We start from the raw sequence: 20,446 nt of genomic DNA, 5'->3' as shown, positions 1-20,446 counted from the left end.
GTACGCATCACATGCTGAATACTGTTCGTGCCCGTCGCGGCATGGTGACGTCCCCGCACCATCTCGCCAGCGAGGCGGGACTGCGTGTCCTGCGCGAAGGCGGCAACGCCATCGAGGCGACGGTCGCCATGGCGGCGGCCCTCGCCGTGGTCTACCCGCATATGACCGCCATCGGCGGTGACGGCTTCTGGCTCATCGGCGCGCCGGGCGAGGAACCCGTCGGCATCGACGCCTGCAGCCGCGCCGTCGCGGCGGCAACCCCGGAGCTGTATTTCCGGGCAGGGCTGGACGCCATTCCCCAGCGCGGGCCGCTCGCCGCCAACACCACCGCCGCCACGGTGGCGGGCTGGGGCGAAGCGCTGGCCGTGAGCGCGGAGAGGGGCGGCCGGCTGCCGCTCGCGCGCCTTGTCGAGGATGCGGTCTGGCATGCCCGCAACGGCTTTGCCGTCACCGCCAGCCAGAGCGAGCTCACGGCGCAGAAGCGCCCCGAACTCGCCGCCATGCCGGGCTTTGCCGCCAGCTTCCTCGTCGACGGCAAGGCGCCGGCCACGGGCTCGGTCATGAAGCTGCCGGCGCTCGGAGAAACGCTGGAGCGTATCGGCACCGAGGGCACCGAGAGCTTCTATCGCGGCGCGCTCGCGCGCGAGATTGCCGGTGATCTCGCCCAGGCCGGCGCGCCGGTGACGCTGAACGATCTCGCCTCCTGCCGCTCCCGGCGCGTCGCGCCGCTGTCGGTTCACCTTCCCGGCATGCGGCTCTTCAATTTCCCGCCGCCGACGCAAGGCCTGTCCTCGCTGATGATCCTCGCTCTGTTTCGCCGGCTGGGCGTGCGCGAGGCAGAGGGCGTCGATCATCTCCATGGGCTGATCGAAGCCACCAAGCAGGCGTTCCTCGTCCGCGACCGCCTCATTGGCGACCCCGATGCCATGACCGGCAGGCCGGAAGACTGGCTCACCGATGAGGCGCTCGACCGCCTTGCCGCGCGGATCGACCGCGCCAAGGCCCTGCCCTGGCCCGCTCCGCCCTCCGCCGGCGACACGGTGTGGCTCGGCGCCATCGATGGCGACGGGCTGGCGGTCAGCTTCATCCAAAGCATCTATTTCGAGTTCGGTTCCGGCGTCGTGCTGCCGCAGACCGGCATCGTCTGGCAGAATCGCGGATCGAGCTTCCAGCTCCGCGGCGAGGGGCCGCGCGTGCTGGAGCCCGGCCGCAAGCCGTTCCACACGCTGAACCCCGCCATGGCCTCCTTCGAGGACGGCCGCCACATGGTCTACGGCACCATGGGCGGGGAAGGCCAGCCGCAGACGCAGGCCGCGCTCTTCTCGCGTTATGCGTTCTTCGGCTCGGAGCTTCAGGCCGCGATCACCGCGCCGCGCTGGCTGCTCGGCAGGACCTGGGGCGCGGAGACCGTGACGCTCAAGCTGGAGGACCGCTTCCCGCCGGACCTCGTCGCCGCGCTGCGGGCGGCCGGCCATGATGTGGAGGTGGTGGCGCCGTTCGACGCCATGATGGGCCATGCCGGCGCGATCGCCCGCCACGCGGATGGGCGCCTGGAGGGCGCGAGCGATCCGCGTAGCGATGGTGCAGCCATGGGCTTCTAGCTGCGCGGCTTCCGACTGCGCGGCTCCTGACGGCGAGACGACGCCGCCAGGGGCCGGACACACAGCACGCCTGCCCCGCTTCAGTATTCGTCGTGCAGCCGCACCCAGCCCATGGTCGAGCCGTCCTCATTGCGTCCCTTGGGGACGAGATCGAGCCAGTTGAACGCGCCGATCAGCAGCTCATTCCCGCGGTGATAGGTCGAGTAGCTGTGAAAGACGGCGCCGTCCTCGCCCTTCACGAAGATGCTGGTGCCGTGCATATCCTGGCTCCGCTGGATCACCGTGCCGTAATTGTAGATCGCCCGGCCGGCGGCGATGTCCTCCGGCCGGAACGACACGCCGAAGTCGAAATTGAAGTCGCTGCCCTGCGAGGACACCCAGGGGAAGGTCCAGCCGAGGCGCTGCTTCACCTCCTCGATCCGCGCCAGCGGCACGCGCGAGATCGCGGCGAAGGCAAGGTCGGCCTGCTCGAAATGCTGCCGCGCCGCATCGACATGATCGGCGATGAACGAGCAGCCGGGGCAGATATGCTCCGAGCCCGGCGTCAGCATGAAGTGGTAGACGACGAGCTGGCTGCGGTCGCCGAACAGATCGGCCAGCGTGCAGTCGCCGTCCGGTCCGGTGAAGACATAGGGCTTCTCGATCCGAACCCAGGGCAACTGCCGGCGCTCGGCGCGCAGCGCGTCGAGCTCGTGGGTCACGGCCCGCTCCCGGGCGAGAAGCGCCTTGCGGGCGTCGAGCCATTCCTGGCGTGAAACGATGGCGTGGTTCATGGTCAGTCTCCTTTGCTTGCTGGGTCAGCTGCGCGCCGGGAAGCCGCCGGAAGCGAGCTTCAGCCAGGGCGACAGATGGAAGAGGCTCATCAGCAGGTACATCGTGGCCATGCCGTCGAGCGGCAGGAGGCCGGAGCTGCACAGCGTGACCGGCGGCGGGACGACCGCCGCGCTCAACGCCATCAGGCCGAAGGTCGGCGCCGCGGCGAGGGCGAGCCATTCGCCTACGCCGCTTGCCCGCCCGCCGGCATGGCGGCCCTCTCTGGCGAGTGGGGACATTGTCATTCTCCGCCTCCCGATTGATTGTCGCCGTGCCCGCTGATTGCAGGGCGAGAGAAACCTAGGGCCGCGCGTGGACCGGGTGAGAGTGACAAGTTTGGCGGGATTTCCATGGACTCGCTGATCACCGCCGCTGGCCGGGCGCTGGCGCAGGGCGATCCGCTGGCGGCGCTGAAGCGGGTCGCGCTGCGCGAGGATCCCCCCGCGCTCGCGCTGCGCGGCATCGCCATGGCGCAGCTCGGCGACTTCAAGCGCGCGAAAGAGCTGCTGCGCCGCGCCGCACGCGGCTTCGGTCCGACCGAGCCCATGGCGCGGGCGCGCTGCGCCGTCGCCGAGGCGGAGATCGCGCTGGTCTCGCGCGATCTGAGCGGTCCGCTGCGGACGCTCAGTGCGGCGCGGGCGGCGCTCGACGCCCATGGCGACCGCGCGAACGCCGCCCATGCCGGCTACCTCGAAGCCCGGCACCTGCTGCTGGTGGGACGCCTCGATGAGACCGAGCGCGCGCTCCATTCGCTCGATGCCGACGCACTGCCGCAGGCGTCGCGCACCGGATACTGGCTGGTCGCGGTCGGCCTCGCGATGCGGCGCATTCAGGCGGAGACGGCGCGTGCCGCGCTGGATCAGGCCCGGCGCGCCGCGCAGGCCGCGCGGATTCCCGCACTGGCGGCGGAGGTCGACCGGACGGCGCACGCCCTCGACGCCCCGGCCGCTCGCCTCGTCACGCGGGATGGACAGCGCTTGCTGGGGCTCGCCGAAGTCGAAGCGCTGATCGCTTCGGACACGCTGGCCGTCGATGCCTGTCGCGGTGTCGTCCGCACCGGGACCACGCTCGTTCCGCTCGCCGGCCGCCCCGTGCTGTTCGCCCTCGCCCGCACGCTCGCCGAAGCCTGGCCCGGCGACGCCTCGCGCGAAGGGTTGATCGCGCGGGCCTTCCGGGCACGCGAGGCCGATGAATCCCACCGCGCGCGGCTGCGGGTCGAGATCGGGCGGCTGCGCAAGGCCCTGCGGCCAATGGCCGGGATCAGCGCGACGCGCAGGGGCTTCGCGCTGATCCCGCAACGCTCGCGCGCCGTCGCCCTGTTCGCGCCGCCGGTCGAGGACGCACATGCCGAGGTGCTGGCGCTGCTCGCCGATGGCGAGGCGTGGTCGAGTTCGGCGCTCGCGATGGCGCTCGGCATCAGTCCCCGCACGGTGCAGCGCGCGCTGGAGACGCTGGCGGCGGAGGGCAAGGTCGAGGCCTTCGGGCGCGGGCGGGCCTGCCGCTGGATGGCCTTGAGCGTGCCGGGTTTCCCGACAAGCTTGTTACTCCCGGTTCAACTGACGGGCAGCTAGAGAACGCGTTATCTGATCAGGTTGAGACAACCTGATCGGATCAGGCTCTGGAGTGACGACATGAAACACGCACCCGCCGAGATCCTTCGCGAATATGGCCCCTTCCCGGAAGCCGGCGACGTTGCCGGCGTCAGCTTCGATGGCCGCCACGTCTGGTTCGCCTCGGTCAACGGGCTGAACGCGCTCGATCCCGAGAACGGTGCGATCATCGGCACGCTCGACGTGCCAGCGGACGCCGGCACCGCCTTCGATGGCAAGCACCTGTACCAGATCGCCGAGGCGGTGATCCGCAAGATCGACCCGGCGAGCGGCGACGTGGTCGCGACCATCCCGGCGCCCGGTAATGGCGCGGATTCAGGCCTCGCCTGGGCCGAGGGATCCCTGTGGGTCGGGCAGTACCGCAGCCGCCGCATCCACCAGATCGACCCCAACACCGGCGCGGTGCTGCGCAGCATCGAATCCGACCGTTTCGTCACCGGCGTCACCTGGGTCGACGGCGAGCTTTGGCACGGCACCTGGCAGGACGAGGCGAGCGATGTCCGGCGCATAGACCCGCGCACCGGCGAGGTGCTCGAGCGGCTCGACATGCCGGCCGGAACCGGCGTCTCCGGGCTGGAATCCGATGGCGGCGACCGGTTCTTCTGCGGTGGCGGCGGCAGTGGCAAGGTGCGGGCCATCCGCCGGCCGAAGCGCGCCGATCCGGCGTCCTGAACGCGCTGCCGCCGCTCAGGCCAGGCTGGTGAGCTGCCGCAGCGTAGCGCGCAAGGTGTCGATCGCCGGGTTGGCGTTGGTCGTCCGCCAGATGGCGTGAAGCTCGACGATCGACGGCGTATCGAGCTCCAGCGGGCGCAGCGCCACCCCCTCGAAGCGGAGGTTGCGCGCCGCGCGCGGCACCAGCGCCAGTCCGATCCCCGCCTTGACCAGGCCGAGGATGGAATGCACCTGGCTGATGTGCTGCACATAGCGCGGGGTTATCGCCGCCGAGGCGAACAGCGTCGCCAGCAGGTCGTAGAAATAGCGCGCCTCGTAAGGCGAGTAGGTGACCATCGGCTGCCGGTCGAGATCCGCCAGATGCACCTGCGGCGCGGCGGCCAGCGGGTGGCCCTCCGGGGCGGCGAGCAGCAGCGGCTCGCGCACCACGCAGACCGAATTCACCTCGCGCCGGTTGAAGGTCGGGCGCACCAGCCCGACATCGATGCGCCCGGCCGTGAGCGATTCGAACTGGTCAGTCGAGACCATCTCCTTCAGCACGAGGTCGATGCCCGGCGCCGCCGAGCGGAAGCTCTTGATCAGGCGCGGCAGGAAGTCGTAGCCCGAGGCCGCGGTGAAGCCGAGGGTGATCGACCCCTCCTCGCCGCTCGCCGTGCGCCGTGCGGCCAGTGCCGCGCCCTCCGCCAGCCGGAGCAGGCGGCGCGCCTCGGGGAGAAAGTTCTGCCCGGCACGGGTCAGGCTCACCGAGCGGCTGGTGCGGTCGAGCAGGCGCACGTCGAGCACATGCTCCAGCAGCTGGATCTGCCGGCTCAGCGGCGGCTGGGTGAGATTCAGCCGCGCGGCGGCCCGGCCGAAATGCAGTTCTTCGGCGACCGCAACGAAGCAGCGGAGATGGCTGAGCTCAAACATCGATCCAAATTTGGCATTGATCGATGCAGAGAACAACTCATTCGGGCATCGCATCTCGCCTAGGCTGCAAACCGGATCGCCACGCCAGCCATCCCAAAAAAACACGTCGCCCTGTCCGCCGTCGTTTCTGGAGGAAACGCCAATGTCCTTTCGCCTGATCAAGGCAGCCGCTACCGCCCTCGCGCTTTGCGGCGCCCTCGCTCCCGCCCTCGCCTCGGCGCAGAATTTCGAGCGCCCCGTGCGCATCGTCGTGCCCTTCGCGCCGGGCGGCACGTCCGACATTCTCGCCCGCCTCATCAGCCCCAAGCTTTCCGAGGCGATCGGCCAGCCGGTCGTCGTCGAGAACAAGCCCGGCGCGGCCGGCAATATCGGCGCCGACACCGTCGCCAAGGCCCGCCCGGACGGCCACACGCTGCTGCTGATGGATATCGGCTCGCTCGCCGTCGCGCCGAGCCTGTTCCCCGACCTCTCCTATAATGTCGAAACCGACCTCGCCCCGGTCGGCATGGTGATGTTCGGCCCTTATGTGCTGGCGGTGAACCCGTCGGTGCCGGCCAAGAACCTCGCGGAGCTTGTCGCCTACGCCAAAGCCAATCCCGGCAAGCTCGCGGTGGCCAATTCCGGCGTCGGCGCGCTCAACCACATCACGGCGGTCGCGCTCGCCCGCGATCTCGGCATCGACTGGAAGAACGTGCCCTACAAGGGCGGCTCGGCGGCCTCGCGCGCCGTCGTCTCCGGCGAGAGCAACGTGATCATCAACGGCGCCACCGCGACGCTGCCCTTCGTCACCAGCAACCAGCTCGTCGGCATCGCGGTAACAGGTGACGAGCGCCTCGCCAGCCTGCCGAATGTCGAGACCTTCAAGGAAGCCAAGTTGCCGCTCAGCGATGCCGGCACCTGGCAGGCCCTGCTCACCACCGGCAAGACCCCGCCGGAGGTCGTCGCGCGGCTGAATGCCGAGTTGCAGAAGATCCTCGCTTTGCCGGAGATCAAGGAGAAGATCGCCGAACAGGGTGGTTCCGTGCGTCCCGGCACGCCCGACGATGTGAAAGCCTGGCTCACCGCCAACATCAAGAACTGGGGCGGCATCGTCCGCGCCGCCGACATCAAGACCAACTGATCGCTCCAGCGCGGACGGCACCCGTGACACAGCGTCGGATCGACTGGCCGGACCTGCTGTTCGGCCTGTTCCTCACCACGGTGGCGGCGGGCACCTTCGCCGCCACCTGGAAGCTCGCCGGCGGCACCGCGGCGAATATGGGGCCCGGCTACATGCCGCGCGCCATCGCCCTGGCGTTGCTCGGCTTCGGGCTGTTCTTCACCGTGCGGGGGCTGCGCCGGCCATTCGCCGGCATCGAGCCGGCGCAGTGGCGCCCGATCCTCGGCGTCGGCGTCGCGGTGGGGATGTTCGCCCTGCTGATCGAGACGTCCGGCCTTGCCGCCGCCTCGCTCGCCGCGGTCCTCGTCGCCGCCATCGCCAGCCGCGAAAGCCGCTTCTTCGAAGTCATCCTGTTCGGCCTGTGCATCACTGCCGGGGCGGTCCTTCTGTTCGTGAAGGCGCTTGCCCTGCCGGTGGCGATCTGGCCCTGGTGAGCACCGCAGGCGCGTCATGGAACTGTTCGACAACCTGCTCCTCGGTCTCTCCACGGCCCTGCAGCTCAACAATCTGGTCTATTGCCTGATCGGCGTGGTGATCGGCACCGCCATCGGCGTGCTGCCCGGCATCGGGCCGATCCCGACGGTGGCGCTGCTGCTGCCCTTCACCTTCGGGCTGGAGCCGGCCTCCTCTCTCATCATGCTCGCCGGCATCTTCTATGGCGCGCAATATGGTGGCTCGACCACGGCCATCCTGGTGAACGTGCCGGGCGAGACCTCGTCCGTCGTCACCTGCCTCGACGGGCACGAAATGGCCAAGCAGGGCCGCGCCGGCCCGGCGCTCGCCATCGCCGCCATCTCGTCCTTCTTCGCCGGCACGGTCGCCACCGTGGTCATCGCCCTGCTCAGCCTGCCTTTGGCGGCGCTGGCGATGAAATTCACCGCGGTGGAATATTTCAGCCTGCTGGTGCTCGGCCTGTTCGCCGCCGTGGTGCTGGCGCATGGCTCGGTCGCCAAGTCGCTGGCGATGGTGTTCCTCGGCCTGCTGATCGGCACGGTGGGCATCGACGTCAATTCCGGCGTCGCCCGCATGACCTTCGGCGTGTCGGCGCTGGCCGACGGGCTGGACTTCGTGCCGGTGGCGATGGGCATGTTCGGGCTCGCCGAGATCATCGCCAATCTCGAGCGGCCGGAAGTGCGACAGGTGGTGAGCCAGAAGCTGCGCGACCTCGTTCCCTCGCGCGCCGACCTCGGAGCGGCGTTCCCCGCCATGCTGCGCGGCACCTTCATCGGTTCGGCGCTCGGCGTGCTACCGGGTGGCGGCGCGGCGCTGCCGCCCTTCACCGCCTATGCGCTGGAGAAGAAGCTGGCGAAGGACCCGAGCCGCTTCGGCAAGGGCGCCATCGAGGGCGTCGCCGGCCCGGAGGCGGCCAACAATGCCGGGGCGCAGACCAGCTTCATCCCGCTGCTCACTCTCGGCATCCCCGCCAACGCGCTGATGGCGCTGATGATCGGCGCATTGATGATGCAGGGCATCCAGCCCGGCCCGCAGGTGATGACCGAGCAGCCGGCGCTGGTCTGGGGCGTCATCGCCTCCATGTGGACCGGCAATCTGATGCTCTTGATCATCAACCTGCCGCTGGTCGGGCTGTGGGTCTCGATGCTGAAGATCCCCTACCGGCTGTTGTTCCCGGCCATCGTGCTGTTCTGTTGCATCGGCACCTACGGCATCTCCAACAGTGCGTTCAATGTCTGGCTGATGCTGGGCTGCGCGCTGGTCGGCTATTTCTTCATCAAGGTCGGCGTGGAGCCGGCCCCGCTGCTGCTCGGCCTCGTGCTCGGCCCGCAGCTGGAGGAGAATTTCCGCCGCGCCATGCAGCTTTCCGATGGCGATCCCTCGGTATTCCTCACCCGGCCGATCAGCGCCGTCCTGCTCGGCGTGGTGGCGCTGATGCTGCTCGCCATGCTCTCGCCCCAGGTGCTGCGCACCCGCAAGGAAGCGCTCGCCGAGTAGCGCGCAGCCTGTTCCCCTCCCAGCCGACTTGCCCGCATCCAGAAGGACGTTTCCCGTGGACCTGCCCGTCAACCATTTCAAGCGCAAGCTCATCGCCGGCCAGCAGCAGATCGGCTTCTGGAACTCGATGGCGAGCCCCACCGCGACCGAGATCCTCGCCGGCTCGGGCTTCGACTGGCTGATCATCGATGGCGAGCATGCGCCGAACGACGTGCCGGGCGTGATGGGCCAGCTTCACGCCGCGATGGAGAACACCACCCATCCGATCGTGCGCATTCCGGTGAATGACCCGATCGTGTTCAAGCGCTTCCTAGATATCGGCACGCAGACCTTCCTGGTGCCGATGGTCGAGACGGTGGAGCAGGCGCAGGCGGCCGTGGCGGCGACCCGTTTCGCCCCGGACGGCGTGCGCGGCTTCGCCGGCGCGACCCGCGCCTCGCGCTATGGCCGCGTGGCGAATTATCATCACCGGGCGCATGAGGAGCTGTGCATCCTGGTGCAGATCGAAACCCGGCAGGCGCTCGACAATATCGAGGCGATCGCCGCCGTGCCCGGCATTGACGGGCTGTTCATCGGGCCGGGCGACCTCTCCGCCGACCTCGGCTATCTCGGCGACCAGGGCAACCCCTACATCGTCGAATTGATCGAAGCCGCGATCGGCCGCATCGTCGCCACCGGCAAGCCCGCGGGCATCCTCACCGGCGACGAGACGCTGGCGCGGCGCTATATGGCGGCGGGCTGCACCTATACGGCGGTCGGCATCGACACCGGGCTTCTCGCACGGACCAGCGAAGCCATCGCGAAGAAGTTCAAGGCGTGAGCCGCCACGCGTGTGAGGAGTGAAGCATGAAACTCGGCTTCGTCGGTCTCGGCATCATGGGCACGCCCATGGCCGCCCATCTTCTGGCGGGAGGGCACGCGCTCTACGCCCATTCGCGCAGCGGGCTGCCGCAGGTGCTAACGCAGGCCGGCGCCATCGCCTGCGCCAGCCCGCAGGAGGTGGCGCGAGCCGCCGAGGTGATCTTCACCATGCTTCCCGACACGGCCGACGTCGGCAAGGTGCTGTTCGGCGAGAACGGGATTGCGGCGGGTCTGACAGCGGGCAAGATCGTGGTCGACATGTCGTCGATCGCCCCGGTCGAGACCAAGGAATTCGCGGCGAAGATCAACGCGCTCGGCTGCGACTATCTCGACGCCCCGGTGTCGGGCGGCGAGGTCGGCGCCAAGGCCGCCTCGCTCACCATCATGGTCGGCGGCCCGGAGGCCGCCTTCGAGACGGTCAAGCCGCTGTTCGAGAAGATGGGCAAGAACATCACCCTGGTCGGCGGCAATGGCGACGGCCAGACCACCAAGGTGGCCAACCAGATCATCGTGGCGCTGAACATCCTCGCCGTCGGCGAGGCGCTGCTGTTTGCCTCCAAGGCGGGCGCCGATCCGGCCAAGGTGCGCCAGGCGCTGATGGGCGGCTTCGCCAATTCGCGCATCCTGGAAGTGCATGGCGAGCGCATGGTGAAGCGGACCTTCGCGCCCGGCTTCCGCATCGAGCTGCACCAGAAGGACCTGAACCTCGCCTTGACCGGCGCGCGGCAGCTGCAGATGTCGCTGCCGTCCACCGCGCTGGCGCAGCAGCTGTTCTCCTCGGTCGCGGCCCATGGCGGCGCCGCGCTCGATCATTCCGCGCTGGTCAAGGCGCTGGAACTGCTCGCAAACCACACCGTCACGCCCGAGGCGTGAGCCTTCGCGCCTCAGGGGGTGCCATGACTCAGGCGGCGCAGCTCGTCATGCACGCGGCGATTGCCGGCCCACATCGGGCCGGGTGTGGCGAGATCGCCGTCGAAGGTGACCACGCCGCCGGCCTCGCGCACCAGAACGATGCCGGCCCAGCAGTCCCAGCAATACAGGATGGGGTCGTAATAGCCGGCCAGCCGGCTGGCCGCGACATAGGCCAGCATCAGCGCGCCTGACCCGACCCGGAACAGCACCCCGCCGGCGTGGTACAGCGCCTCGGTGAAGGCCCCGACCTCGCGCGGCGACGCCTTCTGCGTGGCGCCGAAGCCGATGGTGGTCGAGGCGATCGTCCAGTCCGCGTTGATGGTGAGCGGGCGTCCGTTGAGCCTCGCCCCGCCTCCCTCCACCGCCGCATAGAGTTCGTCCATCATCGGCGCGAAGATCACGCCGATCACCGGCCGCTTCTCCCAGGCGACGCCGATCGACACCGTCCAGTTGGGCTGGCCGACCAGGAACGGCATGGTGCCATCGATCGGGTCGATCACCCAGACGAAGCCCGAGCTGCCCTCCGATGCGGCTTCCTCCTCGCCGACGATGCCGTCTTCGGGAAACGCTTCGCGGATAGCGGCGCGCAGCCAGGCCTCGATCGCCCGGTCCGCCTCGCTGACCAGATCCTGCGAATCGGACTTCGACATCGCATGCAGCGCGTCGCGATTGAGAAAGAAGGCGCGCGCCTTGTCGCCGGCGGTCCGCGCCAGCCTCTCGGCAATGGCGAGCCGGCTTTGCAACGGATCGGCCTGCGCAGTCTGTCCCGAACTCATCCTCGAAGGCCTCCGACGTCTCATCGCGGTGTAACGGCGCATCAGCACCGTGTGATGCTATTGCATATTTCAGATTACAAATGTATCGGTTTCCGCATCGATCGCGTGCTGTCGTGGCTTCCACCGTTGGGCATTCTCGCAAGCCCGCCGGCCGAAGGCGACGGAATCGTCTCGCGCACAGGCAGGAAGCGGCACCGTCTGCGTCCTTTCGCGTGTGCGCCAAAAGGTGAGAGGCGACCCAAGTCGCCCGGATGCCGGCCTCGCCCAACGGGGTGATGCGCCATCTCAGGAGGAAACACATGAATCGTGCATTGAGAATCTGCGTCAGCGTTGCCGCCATCGCCGTGGCAACCGCGACCATGCCGGTCGCCGCCTTCGCCGACTGGCTCGCCGACGCCGCCAAGCCGCTGAAGGGCACCGAGATTTCCGGCGTCTTCCTCGACCGTCCCGGCTACCGGGCCATCATCAAGCTGCTGCCGGAGTTCGAGAAGCGCACCGGCATCAAGGTCAATTACGAGATCGTCCCCTACGAGAACGCCCGCGAGAAGCAGGTGCTCAACTTCACCTCGCGCGGCGATACCACGATGGCGCTGGTCGACCTCGTCTGGATCGGCGAATTCGCCGAGAATGGCTGGCTGGTGCCGGTCGACGAGCTCGCCAAGGACAAGTCGATCACCGATCCGAACCTGAACCTGCCGGGCTTCTTCCCGCTGCTGCTGACCGCGTTCGGCTCCTGGGGCGGCACCACCTACGGCCTGCCCTTCGACAATTATTCCGGCCTGCTGTTCTATAATTCCTGCAAACTGAAGGAAGCCGGCTTCGACAAGCCGCCGGCGACCTGGGCGGAGTTCAAGGACGTCTACGCACCCAAGCTGACCGACGCCTCGAAGAACCAGTACGCCTATGCCCTGCAGTCGCGCCGCGGCGAGACCCAGTCGGCCGACAGCTTCATGCGCTTCCTGTGGCCTTTCGGCGGCTCGCTCCTCAACAAGGAGTTCAAGTCGAACCTGATGAGCAAGGAAAGCCAGGCCGGCCTCAACTTCCGCCAGGAGTTGCTCAAGTACCAGCCGCCCGGCGTCGTCAGCTTCGATCACGCCGAAGCCGTGAACGCGCTGGCGCAGGGTCAGGTGGCGATGATCACCGAATGGTCGGCCTTCTATTCGACGCTGGCGGATCCCGCGACCTCCAAGCTCGGCGACTGCCTCGCCGTGGCGCCCGAGCCGGCGGGTCCCGCCGGACGCCTGCCCGCGCTGGGCGGCTTCTCGCTCGCCGTCGCCGCGCAGGCGACCCCCGAGCAGCAGAAGGCCACCTGGTTGTTCATCCAGTGGGCCACCTCGGAAGAGATCGCCAAGGCCTATGTCGAGGCCGGCGGCGTCTCGGGCCGCATGGCCGTCTACAAGGACCCGGAGATCGCGGCGAAGTACAAGTTCGTCGCGCCGATGGTCGCCTCCTGGCAGGCCGGCGTTCCCGAATATCGCCCGCGCTTCCCGGCGTGGCCGGCGATCTCCGAGATTGTCGCCGAATGGGGCTCCAAGATGGAGCTTGGTGAAGTCTCGGTCGAGGCCGGCTCCAAGGAGATCGGCACCCGCATGGAGACCATCCTCGGCAAGGAAGGCTATTACGACGGCAAGAAGAAGCTGCTCCAGTGAGTTGACGCTGGCGACGGCCGGGCCCCGCGCCCTGTTCGTCGCCGGCCTCGGCAGGCGGATGCCGTGACCCGCGAAGCGGCATCCGCCTTCTTTTCCTCCTGACGCCTGCGGGTTTCGACGCCATGACCACACTGCACCGACGCGCACTGGACGAGATCGGCGACTGCCTCGACAAGGTGAGCGGCGAGGACGTCGAGGCCGCCCTCGCCGAGATCGCCACCGCCGGCCGCATCGCGCTGTATGGCGTCGGCCGCGAGGGTCTGGCGATCAAGGGCCTTGCCATGCGCCTGTTCCATCTCGGGCTGAAGGCGGCGATGGTGGGCGACATGACCACCCCGCCGGTCGGCCCCGGCGACCTGCTCATCGTCTCGGCGGGTCCGGGCGATTTCTCCACCGTCTCGGCGCTGATCGGCGTCGCGCGCGCCGCCGGTGCCCGCACGCTGGTCGTCACCGCCGAGCCGGAGGGCCAGGCAGCCGCGAAGGCCGACCGCGTGCTCACCGTGCCGGCGCAGACCATGGCCCGCGACCAGAGCGCGGGGGCAACATCCGTGCTGCCTATGGGTTCGCTCTATGAGGGCGCGCTCTACGTGCTGTTCGAAATTCTCATCCTGGGCCTGCGCGATCGGCTTGGGGTGACGCCGGCGCAGATGCGGGCGAACCATACCAATCTGGAGTGACCCCTCCGTCCCTCCGGGCTGGACTTCCGCCCCTGTCGACGCCCCCGAAACCGGCGGCCCCACGCCGAGGACCCGACGCCCATGAGTGAAGCACCCGCCGCCAAGCCCAACCGAGGATATGGCCGCTGGACGCCGGCCTGGTTCCTGGCCCCGGCCGTCCTCACGCTGTTCCTGATCGGCATCTACCCCACCATCTTCGCGCTGGTCACCTCGTTCCGGCGCTACAACATCGCCCGGCCGCGCGAGGGCTTTCCCTTCGTGGGCTTCGAGAACTACGTCGCGGTGCTCACCGACAGCACCTTCTGGGCCTCGCTGGCGCTCACCGCCAAGTTCTACGTCACGGTGCTGCCGATCCAGGTCGTGCTCGGCCTCATCATCGCGCTGCTGCTGCACAAGCCGGGCCTCGGCCTGCTCAAGTCGCTGGCGCGGGTGACGCTGGTGGTGCCGCTCGCCACCACCTATGCGGTGGTCGGCCTCATCGGCCGGCTCATCTTCAATCGCGAATTCGGCGTCGCCAACCAGTTCCTCGACGGGTTCGGCATCGGCGGCATCGATTGGCTCGGCACCCAGGGCGGCGCCTTCGCCGCGATCGTCATCATGGATGTGTGGCAGTGGACGCCGTTCTGCGCCCTCATCTTCCTCGCCGGCCTCTCCATGGTGCCGGGTGAGATCGAGGAGGCGGCGCGGCTGGAGACCTCGTCCAAGCTGGCGCTGCTGCGCCATGTGCAGATGCCCTATCTGATGCCGAGCCTCACCGCGGTGATGATCCTGCGCTCGGCCGACGTGCTGAAGCTGTTCGACATGGTGTTCGTGATGACCCGCGGCGGCCCCGGCTCGGCCACCGACCTCATCTCGATCTACATCCAGCGCGTCGGCTTCCGCATCTTCGACCTCGGCACCGCCTCGGCTCAGGCCATCCTGCTGCTCATCATCACCATCGTCATCAGCCGGCTGTACATCCGCCTGCTCTACCGGGAGGTCAACTGATGCGCGGCAAGCTGCTTCATGCGCTCGGTCTCGTCGCCGTCATCGGCTTCTCGCTGTTCCCGTTCCTGTGGATGGTGGCGGCGAGCTTCAAGACCCAGTCCGACATTCTCGCCTCGCCGCCGGTGTGGTTCTTCACCCCGACGTTGCAGAACTATGTCGAGATCTTCTCCGACACCAAGGTCTCCGGCGCGATCGTCAACTCTCTGATCGTCGCCACCGCGACCACGCTGCTGGCGGTGGTGCTCGGCACGCCAGCCGCCTTCGCGCTGGCGCGCTACGAGTTCCGCGGCAAGTCGGACCTGTGGTTCTGGTTCATCTCCAACCGCATGACGAGCCCGATCGTGCTGGCGCTGCCGGTCTATCTGCTCGCCATGTACGCCAATCTGCTCGACACCCATCTCGTGCTGATCCTGATCTACCTCACCTTCAACATCCCGATCGTGGTGTGGATCGTCACCGACCAGTTCAAGTCGATCCCGCCGGACCTCGAACAGGCGGCGCGGCTCGACGGCGCCGACCAGTTCACCATCTTCCGCAAGATCTACCTGCCGCTCGGCGCGCCGGGCATCGCGGTGTCGGCGATCTTCTCCTTCATCTTCTCGTGGAACGAGCTGCTCTACGCGCTGGTGCTCACCCGCCGCGCGGCGCAGACCGCCCCGGTGGTCGCCACCTCCTTCATGTCGGGCTACGAACTGCCCTGGGGCAAGATCATGGCCACCGGCACGGTCATCGTGCTGCCGGTGACGATCTTCGCGCTCATCGTCTCGCGCCACATGGTGCGCGGCCTCACCATGGGGGCGACCAAGTGAGCGGCGAATTGAGCGCGGAAACGAGCGGTCACGCCCCCATCACCCTCGGTATCAATCTCGGCTTCTGCGTCAAGCGCTGGGTGACGCCGGAGCTGTGGGCGGCCGTGGTGCGCGAGCGGCTCGGCCTCGATCTGGTGCAGTTCTCCTTCGACCTCGTCGACCCGATGTGGCAGGACGCGGTGCTGGACCGCCAGGCCGGCGCCATCCGCGCGGCCTCCTCCGCGCATGGCATCGAGGTCCACAGCGCCTTCATCGGCCTCGCGCACTACACCTTCAACCAACTGCTGCATCCCGACCCGGACGTGCGCGACTATGCCGAACACTGGCTCGGCCGCGCCTATCGCTTCGCTGCCCTTGCCGGCATTCCGCGCGTCGGTGGCCCGCTCGGCGCCATCGCCGCCCGCCTCGACGGGACCGAGCCGGAGGCGATTGCGGACGCCGACTATGACGACCTCATCGCCCGCATGCGGCGGCTGGCGTCGCGCGCGGCGGCGGAAGGGCTCACCGAGCTCTATGTCGAACCGACGCCGCTGCGCCGCGAATGGCCATGGACCATCGATCAGGCGCGCAAGATGATGTCGGATGTCGCCGGCAGCGCCGTGCCCTGGCGCCTGTGCCCGGATTGGGGGCACGGCACGTTCGCGCCGCTCTACGGCTCCGATCACGGCGGCATGGAACCGTGGTTCCGCGCGCTTGCCGAAGTCATCACCGCCGTGCACATCCAGCAGACCGATTTCGCTCTGGATCGCCATTGGGACTTCACCGAACCCGGCGCCGTCGACCCCGCCGCCGCCGCCGCCCTGCTGCGCGACACCGGGCTCGCCGACCGGCCGGTGTTCCTCGAGGTGTTCTATCCGTTCGAGCGGGACGATCTTTCGATCCTGAAGGCGCTGGAAGCGACGTCGGTGCTTCTCAAGCGGGCCTTCGCCTGAGGAAGCCGGGAACATGACGGGCACGCGCGACAGGAACGGACAGGCCGGCCAGCCGAGCTCGGTGGACGAGATCGAGGCCGCGCAGATCCGTGCCCGCGTGGCCTGGCTCTATTTCATCGGCGGCCTCACCCAGCAGGACATCGCCGACCAGCTCGGGCTGACCCGGCTGCGCATCAACAAGATCCTCGGCCAGCTGCGCACCGACGGATCGGTGCGCATCGACATCCGCCTGCCCATGGCCGATTGCGTCGAACTGGAGCAGCGGCTGAAGGAGCGCTACGGCCTGCAGGGCGTCAGCGTGGTGCCGAGCCTGCCGGACGACACCGACCAGCAGCGGGTGATCGGCGAAGCGGCCGGCGCACTGCTCGACCGGCACCTGAGCAACGGCATGGGCATCGGCGTTGGCTGGGGCAAGACGCTCGCCGCCGGGCTGAAGCGGATTTCCGCCCGCCCGCTCCCCGACAGCTGGGTCACCTCGATCATGGGCGGCGTCACCCGCGGCTCCGGCGCCTCCACCTTCGAGGTCGCCACCGGCTATGCCCGCGCCATCTCGGCCGACTGCTATTACATCGCCGCGCCCATCTACATGCCGACGCCGGAGAGCCGGACCCTCCTGCTGTCGCATCACGGCATCGGCGAGACGCTGCGCCGGGCCCGGCTGGTCGACGTCGCCCTGGTGTCCTGCGGCGACATGAGCGACCGCTCGCTGCTGATCCAGACGCAGACAGTGACCGAGAACCGCGACAGCCTGATCGCGGCCGGCGCGGTGGGCGACCTGCTGGGCGTGTTCCTCGATGCGGAGGGACACCCGCTCGACCATCCGCTCAACGAGCGGGTGCTGTCGCTGTCGCCGCAGGAGCTCAAGAACGTGAAGTTCTCGCTGCTGGCTTCCGGCGGCCTGCACAAGGTGCCGATCATCCGGGCCATCCTGCGGGGCGGTTATGTCAAACGCCTCGTGACCGACGAAAAATGCGCCGCTGCTCTCCTGGAGCGTTGACCGATACCGCCCGAGGCCGACCGCAAGGGGCCGTGGCCAGAGTTTTGGAGTAAGAGCCGATGTCATTCCTGAGGCTGGACAACATCAAGAAGAGCTATGCCGACGTCTCGGTCATCAAGGGCGTCAGCTTTACCGCGACCAAGGGCGAGTTCGTGGTGTTCGTCGGCCCCTCGGGCTGCGGCAAGTCCACCCTGCTGCGCATGATCGCCGGCCTTGAGGACGTCACCTCCGGCCAGCTCTATATCGACGACAAGGACGTCACCTATGAGGAGCCCGCCAAGCGCGAGGTCTCCATGGTGTTCCAGTCCTATGCGCTCTACCCGCATATGAGCGTGTTCGAGAACATGGCCTTCGGCCTGCGCATGGCGAAGAAGCCGGAAGCCGAGATCAAGGCGCAGGTGGCGGAAGCGGCGCGCATCCTGCAGCTGGAGCCGCTGCTCGATCGCAAGCCGCGCGCGCTCTCCGGCGGCCAGCGCCAGCGCGTCGCCATCGGCCGCTCCATCGTGCGCCATCCCAAGCTGTTCCTGTTCGACGAGCCGCTGTCGAACCTCGACGCCGAGCTGCGCTCACAGATGCGGGTGGAGATCGCCAAGCTGCACCGCAGCCTCGGCGCGACCATGGTCTACGTCACCCACGATCAGGTGGAGGCGATGACGCTCGCCGACCGCATCGTGGTGCTGCGTGCCGGCCTGGTCGAGCAGATCGGCTCGCCGACCGAGCTCTACGACAAGCCGGCCAACACCTTCGTCGCCGGCTTCATCGGGTCGCCGAAGATGAACTTCATCGACGCCAAGGTCACGGGCGCGTCGGGCAATACCCTCACGCTGGCGCACCCCTCCTTCGTCGGCGGCACGCGTACCGTCGACGCGCCCTCGGCCGGGCGGGTGAAGGTGGGCGACGGCGTCACCGTCGGCCTGCGTCCCGAACATCTCACCGTCGGCGCGGCCGAGCCGATCCTGTCGCTCACCGTCGATTTCGCCGAGAGCCTGGGCGGCTCGACGCAGCTCTATGCGCGGGGCCAGACCTCCTCTGACGGCAACGCCGAGCCGGTGATCGTGCTCACCGCCGGCCGCCCCGATCTCAAGCCGGGCGATGCGCTCCATCTCGGCATCGACCCGCGCCACATCTATCTCTTCGACGCCGCCGGGCTGGCGCTCTGACGCCCCCTCGACGACGGCAACTCCAGCAGGACAAGACCATGGTGCAAGCACTGGTTCTCGAAAAGAAGGGCGAGCTTTCCCTTCGCGACATCGACCTCCCCCTGGAGGTCGGCCCCGACGATGTGAAGATCGCCATCCACACGGTCGGCGTCTGCGGCAGCGACGTCCACTACTATACCCATGGCGCCATCGGCTCCTTCGTGGTGCGCGAGCCCATGGTGCTCGGCCACGAGGCCGCCGGCGTGGTGACCACGGTCGGCGCCAAGGTGAAAAACCTGAAGGTGGGCGATCGGGTCTGCATGGAGCCGGGCGTGCCGAACATGAACTCGCGCGCGACCAAGCTCGGCATCTACAATGTCGATCCGGACGTGCGCTTCTGGGCGACGCCGCCGATCCATGGCGTGCTGACCCCCGAGGTCGTGCACCCCGCCGCCTTCACCTACAAGCTGCCGGACAATGTCTCCTTCGCCGAGGGCGCGATGGTCGAGCCCTTCGCGGTCGGCCTGCAGGCGGCGACCCGCGCGCACATCACCCCCGGCGATGTCGGTGTGGTCATCGGCTGCGGCCCCATCGGCATCATGACCGCGCTCGCCGCGCTCGCCGGCGGCTGCGCGCGGGTCTACATCTCCGACCTCTCGGCGCCGAAGCTCGCCATTGCCGGGCAATATGCCGGCATCCACCCCGTCAACATCACCGCGAAGCCGCTGGCGCAGGTGATCGCCGAGGAAACCGAGCGCTGGGGCGCCGATGTGGTGTTCGAGGCCAGCGGCTCGCCGCGCGCCTATGAGGGCATCTTCGACGTGGTGCGTCCGGGCGGCACGCTGGTGCTGATCGGCATGCCGGTGGAGCCGACCAAGTTCGACGTGGCGGCCTCGATCATCAAGGAAGCGCGGATCGAGACGGTGTTCCGCTACGCCAACAATTTCGACCGCGCGGTGAACCTCATCGCCTCCGGCAAGGTCGACCTGAAGCCGCTGATCTCCGAGACCTTCGACTTCGCGCGCAGCATCGAGGCGTTCGACCGCGCGGCCAAGGGCCTGCCGACGGATGTGAAACTACAGATCCGCATGCCGTAAGACCGGCGCGCAGGAAGGCCGTCATCCTGAGGCGCCCGCGCAGCGGGCCTCGAAGGATGATGAATAAAAGTGCCGCGAACCGGCATCCTTCGAGGCCCGGCCTTTGGCCGGGCACCTCAGGATGACGGGGGCGTGGAAGAGCAACGTCAACCACCGGAGTTTCACATGGCCTCACGGCTTCAGGGCAAGGTCGCCGCCATCACCGGCGCGGCGTCGGGCATCGGCCTCGCATGCGCCGAGGCGATGCTGGAGGAAGGCGCGACCGTCGTCCTCGTCGACCGCGCCGCCGACGCGCTGGAACAGATCTGCGCCGGGCTCGGCACAAGGGCGGTGCCGCTGGTGGTCGACCTGCTCGACCCGTCGAGCGTCGCCACCATGCTGCCGTCGATCCTCGACCGCTGCGGCCATCTCGACATCTTCCACGCCAATGCCGGCGCCTATATCGGCGGCCCGGTGGTGGAAGGCGATCCCGATGTATGGGACCGCGTGCTGAACCTCAACGTCAACGCCGCCTTCCGCAGCGTGCACGCCGTGCTGCCGCACATGGTGGCGCGCAAGACCGGCGACGTGATCTTCACCTCCTCCATCGCCGGCGTGGTGCCGGTGGTGTGGGAGCCGGTCTACACCGCCTCGAAATTCGCCGTTCAGGCCTTCGTCCACACGGTGCGCCGGCAGGTGGCGAAAGACGGCGTGCGCATCGGCGCGGTGCTGCCGGGGCCTGTCGTCACCGCCCTCATCAAGGACTGGCCGCAGGCCAAGCTGGACGAGGCGCTGGCCTCGGGCGCACTGATGGAGCCGAGGGAAGTGGCGGACAGCGTCATCTTCATGCTGACCCGTCCGCGTAACGTCACCATCCGCGACCTGGTGATCCTGCCGAACGGAACGGACCTTTGACC

21 protein-coding genes are annotated in these 20,446 nt (G+C 68.4%); 17 read left to right on the top strand and 4 right to left on the bottom strand.

Going from position 1 to position 20,446, the window contains the following annotated elements:
- The first annotated feature begins 11 nt into the window (after nucleotides 1-11).
- Complete coding sequence (locus ACO2RV_RS20005) at nucleotides 12-1,601, top strand: gamma-glutamyltransferase family protein (protein WP_423296007.1); 1,590 nt, start codon at nucleotides 12-14, stop codon at nucleotides 1,599-1,601.
- 80 nt (nucleotides 1,602-1,681) lie between these two features.
- On the opposite strand, the gene ACO2RV_RS20000 is transcribed toward ACO2RV_RS20005, so the two are convergent.
- Both ACO2RV_RS20000 and ACO2RV_RS19995 read right to left on the bottom strand, forming a co-directional pair.
- Nucleotides 1,682-2,374, bottom strand: coding sequence for a DUF899 domain-containing protein (locus ACO2RV_RS20000; RefSeq protein WP_423296006.1), 693 nt, complete (start codon nucleotides 2,372-2,374; stop codon nucleotides 1,682-1,684).
- A gap of 24 nt (nucleotides 2,375-2,398) precedes the next feature.
- Nucleotides 2,399-2,659, bottom strand: coding sequence for a hypothetical protein (locus tag ACO2RV_RS19995; protein WP_423296005.1), 261 nt, complete (start codon nucleotides 2,657-2,659; stop codon nucleotides 2,399-2,401).
- Between the two features lie 105 nt (nucleotides 2,660-2,764).
- Between ACO2RV_RS19995 and ACO2RV_RS19990 the strand changes: the two genes are divergently transcribed.
- Both ACO2RV_RS19990 and ACO2RV_RS19985 read left to right on the top strand, forming a co-directional pair.
- Entirely contained in the window at nucleotides 2,765-3,985 is a 1,221-nt protein-coding gene (locus ACO2RV_RS19990; protein WP_423296004.1) for a helix-turn-helix domain-containing protein, read from the top strand.
- Nucleotides 3,986-4,045: 60 nt separating this feature from the next.
- Nucleotides 4,046-4,696: a glutamine cyclotransferase gene (locus ACO2RV_RS19985; protein ID WP_423296003.1), complete on the top strand. Its 651-nt coding sequence runs from the start codon at nucleotides 4,046-4,048 to the stop codon at nucleotides 4,694-4,696.
- A gap of 15 nt (nucleotides 4,697-4,711) precedes the next feature.
- Here ACO2RV_RS19985 and ACO2RV_RS19980 read toward each other — a convergent pair whose 3' ends face one another.
- On the bottom strand, nucleotides 4,712-5,605 hold the full coding sequence (locus ACO2RV_RS19980) for a LysR substrate-binding domain-containing protein (protein WP_423296002.1): 894 nt from the start codon (nucleotides 5,603-5,605) through the stop codon (nucleotides 4,712-4,714).
- Nucleotides 5,606-5,747: 142 nt separating this feature from the next.
- Between ACO2RV_RS19980 and ACO2RV_RS19975 the strand changes: the two genes are divergently transcribed.
- The 5 genes from ACO2RV_RS19975 to ACO2RV_RS19955 are packed head-to-tail and all read left to right on the top strand — an operon-like array spanning nucleotide 5,748 to nucleotide 10,448.
- Nucleotides 5,748-6,725, top strand: a complete 978-nt coding sequence (locus ACO2RV_RS19975; protein WP_423296001.1) for a Bug family tripartite tricarboxylate transporter substrate binding protein — start codon at nucleotides 5,748-5,750, stop codon at nucleotides 6,723-6,725.
- A gap of 23 nt (nucleotides 6,726-6,748) precedes the next feature.
- The gene (locus ACO2RV_RS19970) at nucleotides 6,749-7,198 is read left to right on the top strand and encodes a tripartite tricarboxylate transporter TctB family protein (protein ID WP_423296000.1); all 450 of its coding nucleotides are present in this window, start codon (nucleotides 6,749-6,751) and stop codon (nucleotides 7,196-7,198) included.
- A 16-nt stretch (nucleotides 7,199-7,214) separates the two neighbouring features.
- The gene (locus tag ACO2RV_RS19965) at nucleotides 7,215-8,714 is read left to right on the top strand and encodes a tripartite tricarboxylate transporter permease (RefSeq protein ID WP_423295999.1); all 1,500 of its coding nucleotides are present in this window, start codon (nucleotides 7,215-7,217) and stop codon (nucleotides 8,712-8,714) included.
- Between the two features lie 55 nt (nucleotides 8,715-8,769).
- Entirely contained in the window at nucleotides 8,770-9,534 is a 765-nt protein-coding gene (locus ACO2RV_RS19960; protein WP_423295998.1) for an aldolase/citrate lyase family protein, read from the top strand.
- Between the two features lie 26 nt (nucleotides 9,535-9,560).
- Nucleotides 9,561-10,448: a 2-hydroxy-3-oxopropionate reductase gene (locus tag ACO2RV_RS19955; RefSeq protein WP_423295997.1), complete on the top strand. Its 888-nt coding sequence runs from the start codon at nucleotides 9,561-9,563 to the stop codon at nucleotides 10,446-10,448.
- An 11-nt stretch (nucleotides 10,449-10,459) separates the two neighbouring features.
- On the opposite strand, the gene ACO2RV_RS19950 is transcribed toward ACO2RV_RS19955, so the two are convergent.
- Complete coding sequence (locus tag ACO2RV_RS19950; RefSeq protein WP_423295996.1) at nucleotides 10,460-11,263, bottom strand: inositol monophosphatase family protein; 804 nt, start codon at nucleotides 11,261-11,263, stop codon at nucleotides 10,460-10,462.
- Nucleotides 11,264-11,562: 299 nt separating this feature from the next.
- On the opposite strand from ACO2RV_RS19950, the gene ACO2RV_RS19945 reads away from it, so the two are divergent.
- The 9 genes from ACO2RV_RS19945 (at nucleotide 11,563) to ACO2RV_RS19905 (ending at nucleotide 20,444) form a co-directional block, all read left to right on the top strand.
- A complete protein-coding gene (locus ACO2RV_RS19945) occupies nucleotides 11,563-12,912 on the top strand; it encodes an ABC transporter substrate-binding protein (protein WP_423295995.1) in 1,350 nt (449 codons plus the stop codon).
- A gap of 122 nt (nucleotides 12,913-13,034) precedes the next feature.
- The gene (locus ACO2RV_RS19940) at nucleotides 13,035-13,589 is read left to right on the top strand and encodes an SIS domain-containing protein (RefSeq protein ID WP_423295994.1); all 555 of its coding nucleotides are present in this window, start codon (nucleotides 13,035-13,037) and stop codon (nucleotides 13,587-13,589) included.
- A gap of 81 nt (nucleotides 13,590-13,670) precedes the next feature.
- The gene (locus ACO2RV_RS19935; protein WP_423295993.1) at nucleotides 13,671-14,576 is read left to right on the top strand and encodes a carbohydrate ABC transporter permease; all 906 of its coding nucleotides are present in this window, start codon (nucleotides 13,671-13,673) and stop codon (nucleotides 14,574-14,576) included.
- A complete protein-coding gene (locus ACO2RV_RS19930) occupies nucleotides 14,576-15,385 on the top strand; it encodes a carbohydrate ABC transporter permease (protein ID WP_423295992.1) in 810 nt (269 codons plus the stop codon). The genes ACO2RV_RS19935 and ACO2RV_RS19930 overlap by 1 nt, the downstream gene beginning before the upstream one ends.
- Nucleotides 15,386-15,393: 8 nt before the next feature.
- Nucleotides 15,394-16,317, top strand: coding sequence for a sugar phosphate isomerase/epimerase family protein (locus ACO2RV_RS19925; protein ID WP_423295991.1), 924 nt, complete (start codon nucleotides 15,394-15,396; stop codon nucleotides 16,315-16,317).
- 13 nt (nucleotides 16,318-16,330) lie between these two features.
- The gene (locus tag ACO2RV_RS19920) at nucleotides 16,331-17,314 is read left to right on the top strand and encodes a sugar-binding transcriptional regulator (RefSeq protein ID WP_423295990.1); all 984 of its coding nucleotides are present in this window, start codon (nucleotides 16,331-16,333) and stop codon (nucleotides 17,312-17,314) included.
- 59 nt (nucleotides 17,315-17,373) lie between these two features.
- Nucleotides 17,374-18,474 (top strand): ABC transporter ATP-binding protein, encoded by a 1,101-nt coding sequence (locus ACO2RV_RS19915; protein ID WP_423295989.1) that lies wholly within the window; start codon nucleotides 17,374-17,376, stop codon nucleotides 18,472-18,474.
- A 41-nt stretch (nucleotides 18,475-18,515) separates the two neighbouring features.
- Nucleotides 18,516-19,550 carry an NAD(P)-dependent alcohol dehydrogenase gene (locus tag ACO2RV_RS19910; protein ID WP_423296033.1) on the top strand — a complete coding sequence of 345 codons (1,035 nt, stop codon included), beginning with the start codon at nucleotides 18,516-18,518 and terminating at the stop codon, nucleotides 19,548-19,550.
- Nucleotides 19,551-19,715: 165 nt separating this feature from the next.
- Nucleotides 19,716-20,444 carry an SDR family oxidoreductase gene (locus ACO2RV_RS19905; protein ID WP_423295988.1) on the top strand — a complete coding sequence of 243 codons (729 nt, stop codon included), beginning with the start codon at nucleotides 19,716-19,718 and terminating at the stop codon, nucleotides 20,442-20,444.
- Nucleotides 20,445-20,446 lie beyond the last annotated feature (2 nt).

Source organism: Ancylobacter sp. VNQ12 (genome assembly GCF_049445835.1).
Classification (GTDB): Bacteria; Pseudomonadota; Alphaproteobacteria; order Rhizobiales; family Xanthobacteraceae; genus Ancylobacter.
This window is presented reverse-complemented; position numbering and strand designations above follow the sequence as displayed.

Bases quoted from the DNA above. Each gene is read 5' to 3' on its own strand.
- ACO2RV_RS20000 (WP_423296006.1), bottom strand. From the start codon at position 2,374: ATGAACCACGCCATCGTTTCACGCCAGGAATGGCTCGACGCCCGCAAG.
- ACO2RV_RS19955 (WP_423295997.1), top strand. From the start codon at position 9,561: ATGAAACTCGGCTTCGTCGGTCTCGGCATCATGGGCACGCCCATGGCC.
- ACO2RV_RS19990 (WP_423296004.1), top strand. From the start codon at position 2,765: ATGGACTCGCTGATCACCGCCGCTGGCCGGGCGCTGGCGCAGGGCGAT.
- ACO2RV_RS19940 (WP_423295994.1), top strand. From the start codon at position 13,035: ATGACCACACTGCACCGACGCGCACTGGACGAGATCGGCGACTGCCTC.
- ACO2RV_RS19905 (WP_423295988.1), top strand. From the start codon at position 19,716: ATGGCCTCACGGCTTCAGGGCAAGGTCGCCGCCATCACCGGCGCGGCG.
- ACO2RV_RS19920 (WP_423295990.1), top strand. From the start codon at position 16,331: ATGACGGGCACGCGCGACAGGAACGGACAGGCCGGCCAGCCGAGCTCG.
- ACO2RV_RS19985 (WP_423296003.1), top strand. From the start codon at position 4,046: ATGAAACACGCACCCGCCGAGATCCTTCGCGAATATGGCCCCTTCCCG.
- ACO2RV_RS19935 (WP_423295993.1), top strand. From the start codon at position 13,671: ATGAGTGAAGCACCCGCCGCCAAGCCCAACCGAGGATATGGCCGCTGG.
- ACO2RV_RS19975 (WP_423296001.1), top strand. From the start codon at position 5,748: ATGTCCTTTCGCCTGATCAAGGCAGCCGCTACCGCCCTCGCGCTTTGC.
- ACO2RV_RS19980 (WP_423296002.1), bottom strand. From the start codon at position 5,605: ATGTTTGAGCTCAGCCATCTCCGCTGCTTCGTTGCGGTCGCCGAAGAA.
- ACO2RV_RS19915 (WP_423295989.1), top strand. From the start codon at position 17,374: ATGTCATTCCTGAGGCTGGACAACATCAAGAAGAGCTATGCCGACGTC.
- ACO2RV_RS19995 (WP_423296005.1), bottom strand. From the start codon at position 2,659: ATGACAATGTCCCCACTCGCCAGAGAGGGCCGCCATGCCGGCGGGCGG.
- ACO2RV_RS19945 (WP_423295995.1), top strand. From the start codon at position 11,563: ATGAATCGTGCATTGAGAATCTGCGTCAGCGTTGCCGCCATCGCCGTG.
- ACO2RV_RS19930 (WP_423295992.1), top strand. From the start codon at position 14,576: ATGCGCGGCAAGCTGCTTCATGCGCTCGGTCTCGTCGCCGTCATCGGC.
- ACO2RV_RS20005 (WP_423296007.1), top strand. From the start codon at position 12: ATGCTGAATACTGTTCGTGCCCGTCGCGGCATGGTGACGTCCCCGCAC.
- ACO2RV_RS19950 (WP_423295996.1), bottom strand. From the start codon at position 11,263: ATGAGTTCGGGACAGACTGCGCAGGCCGATCCGTTGCAAAGCCGGCTC.
- ACO2RV_RS19965 (WP_423295999.1), top strand. From the start codon at position 7,215: ATGGAACTGTTCGACAACCTGCTCCTCGGTCTCTCCACGGCCCTGCAG.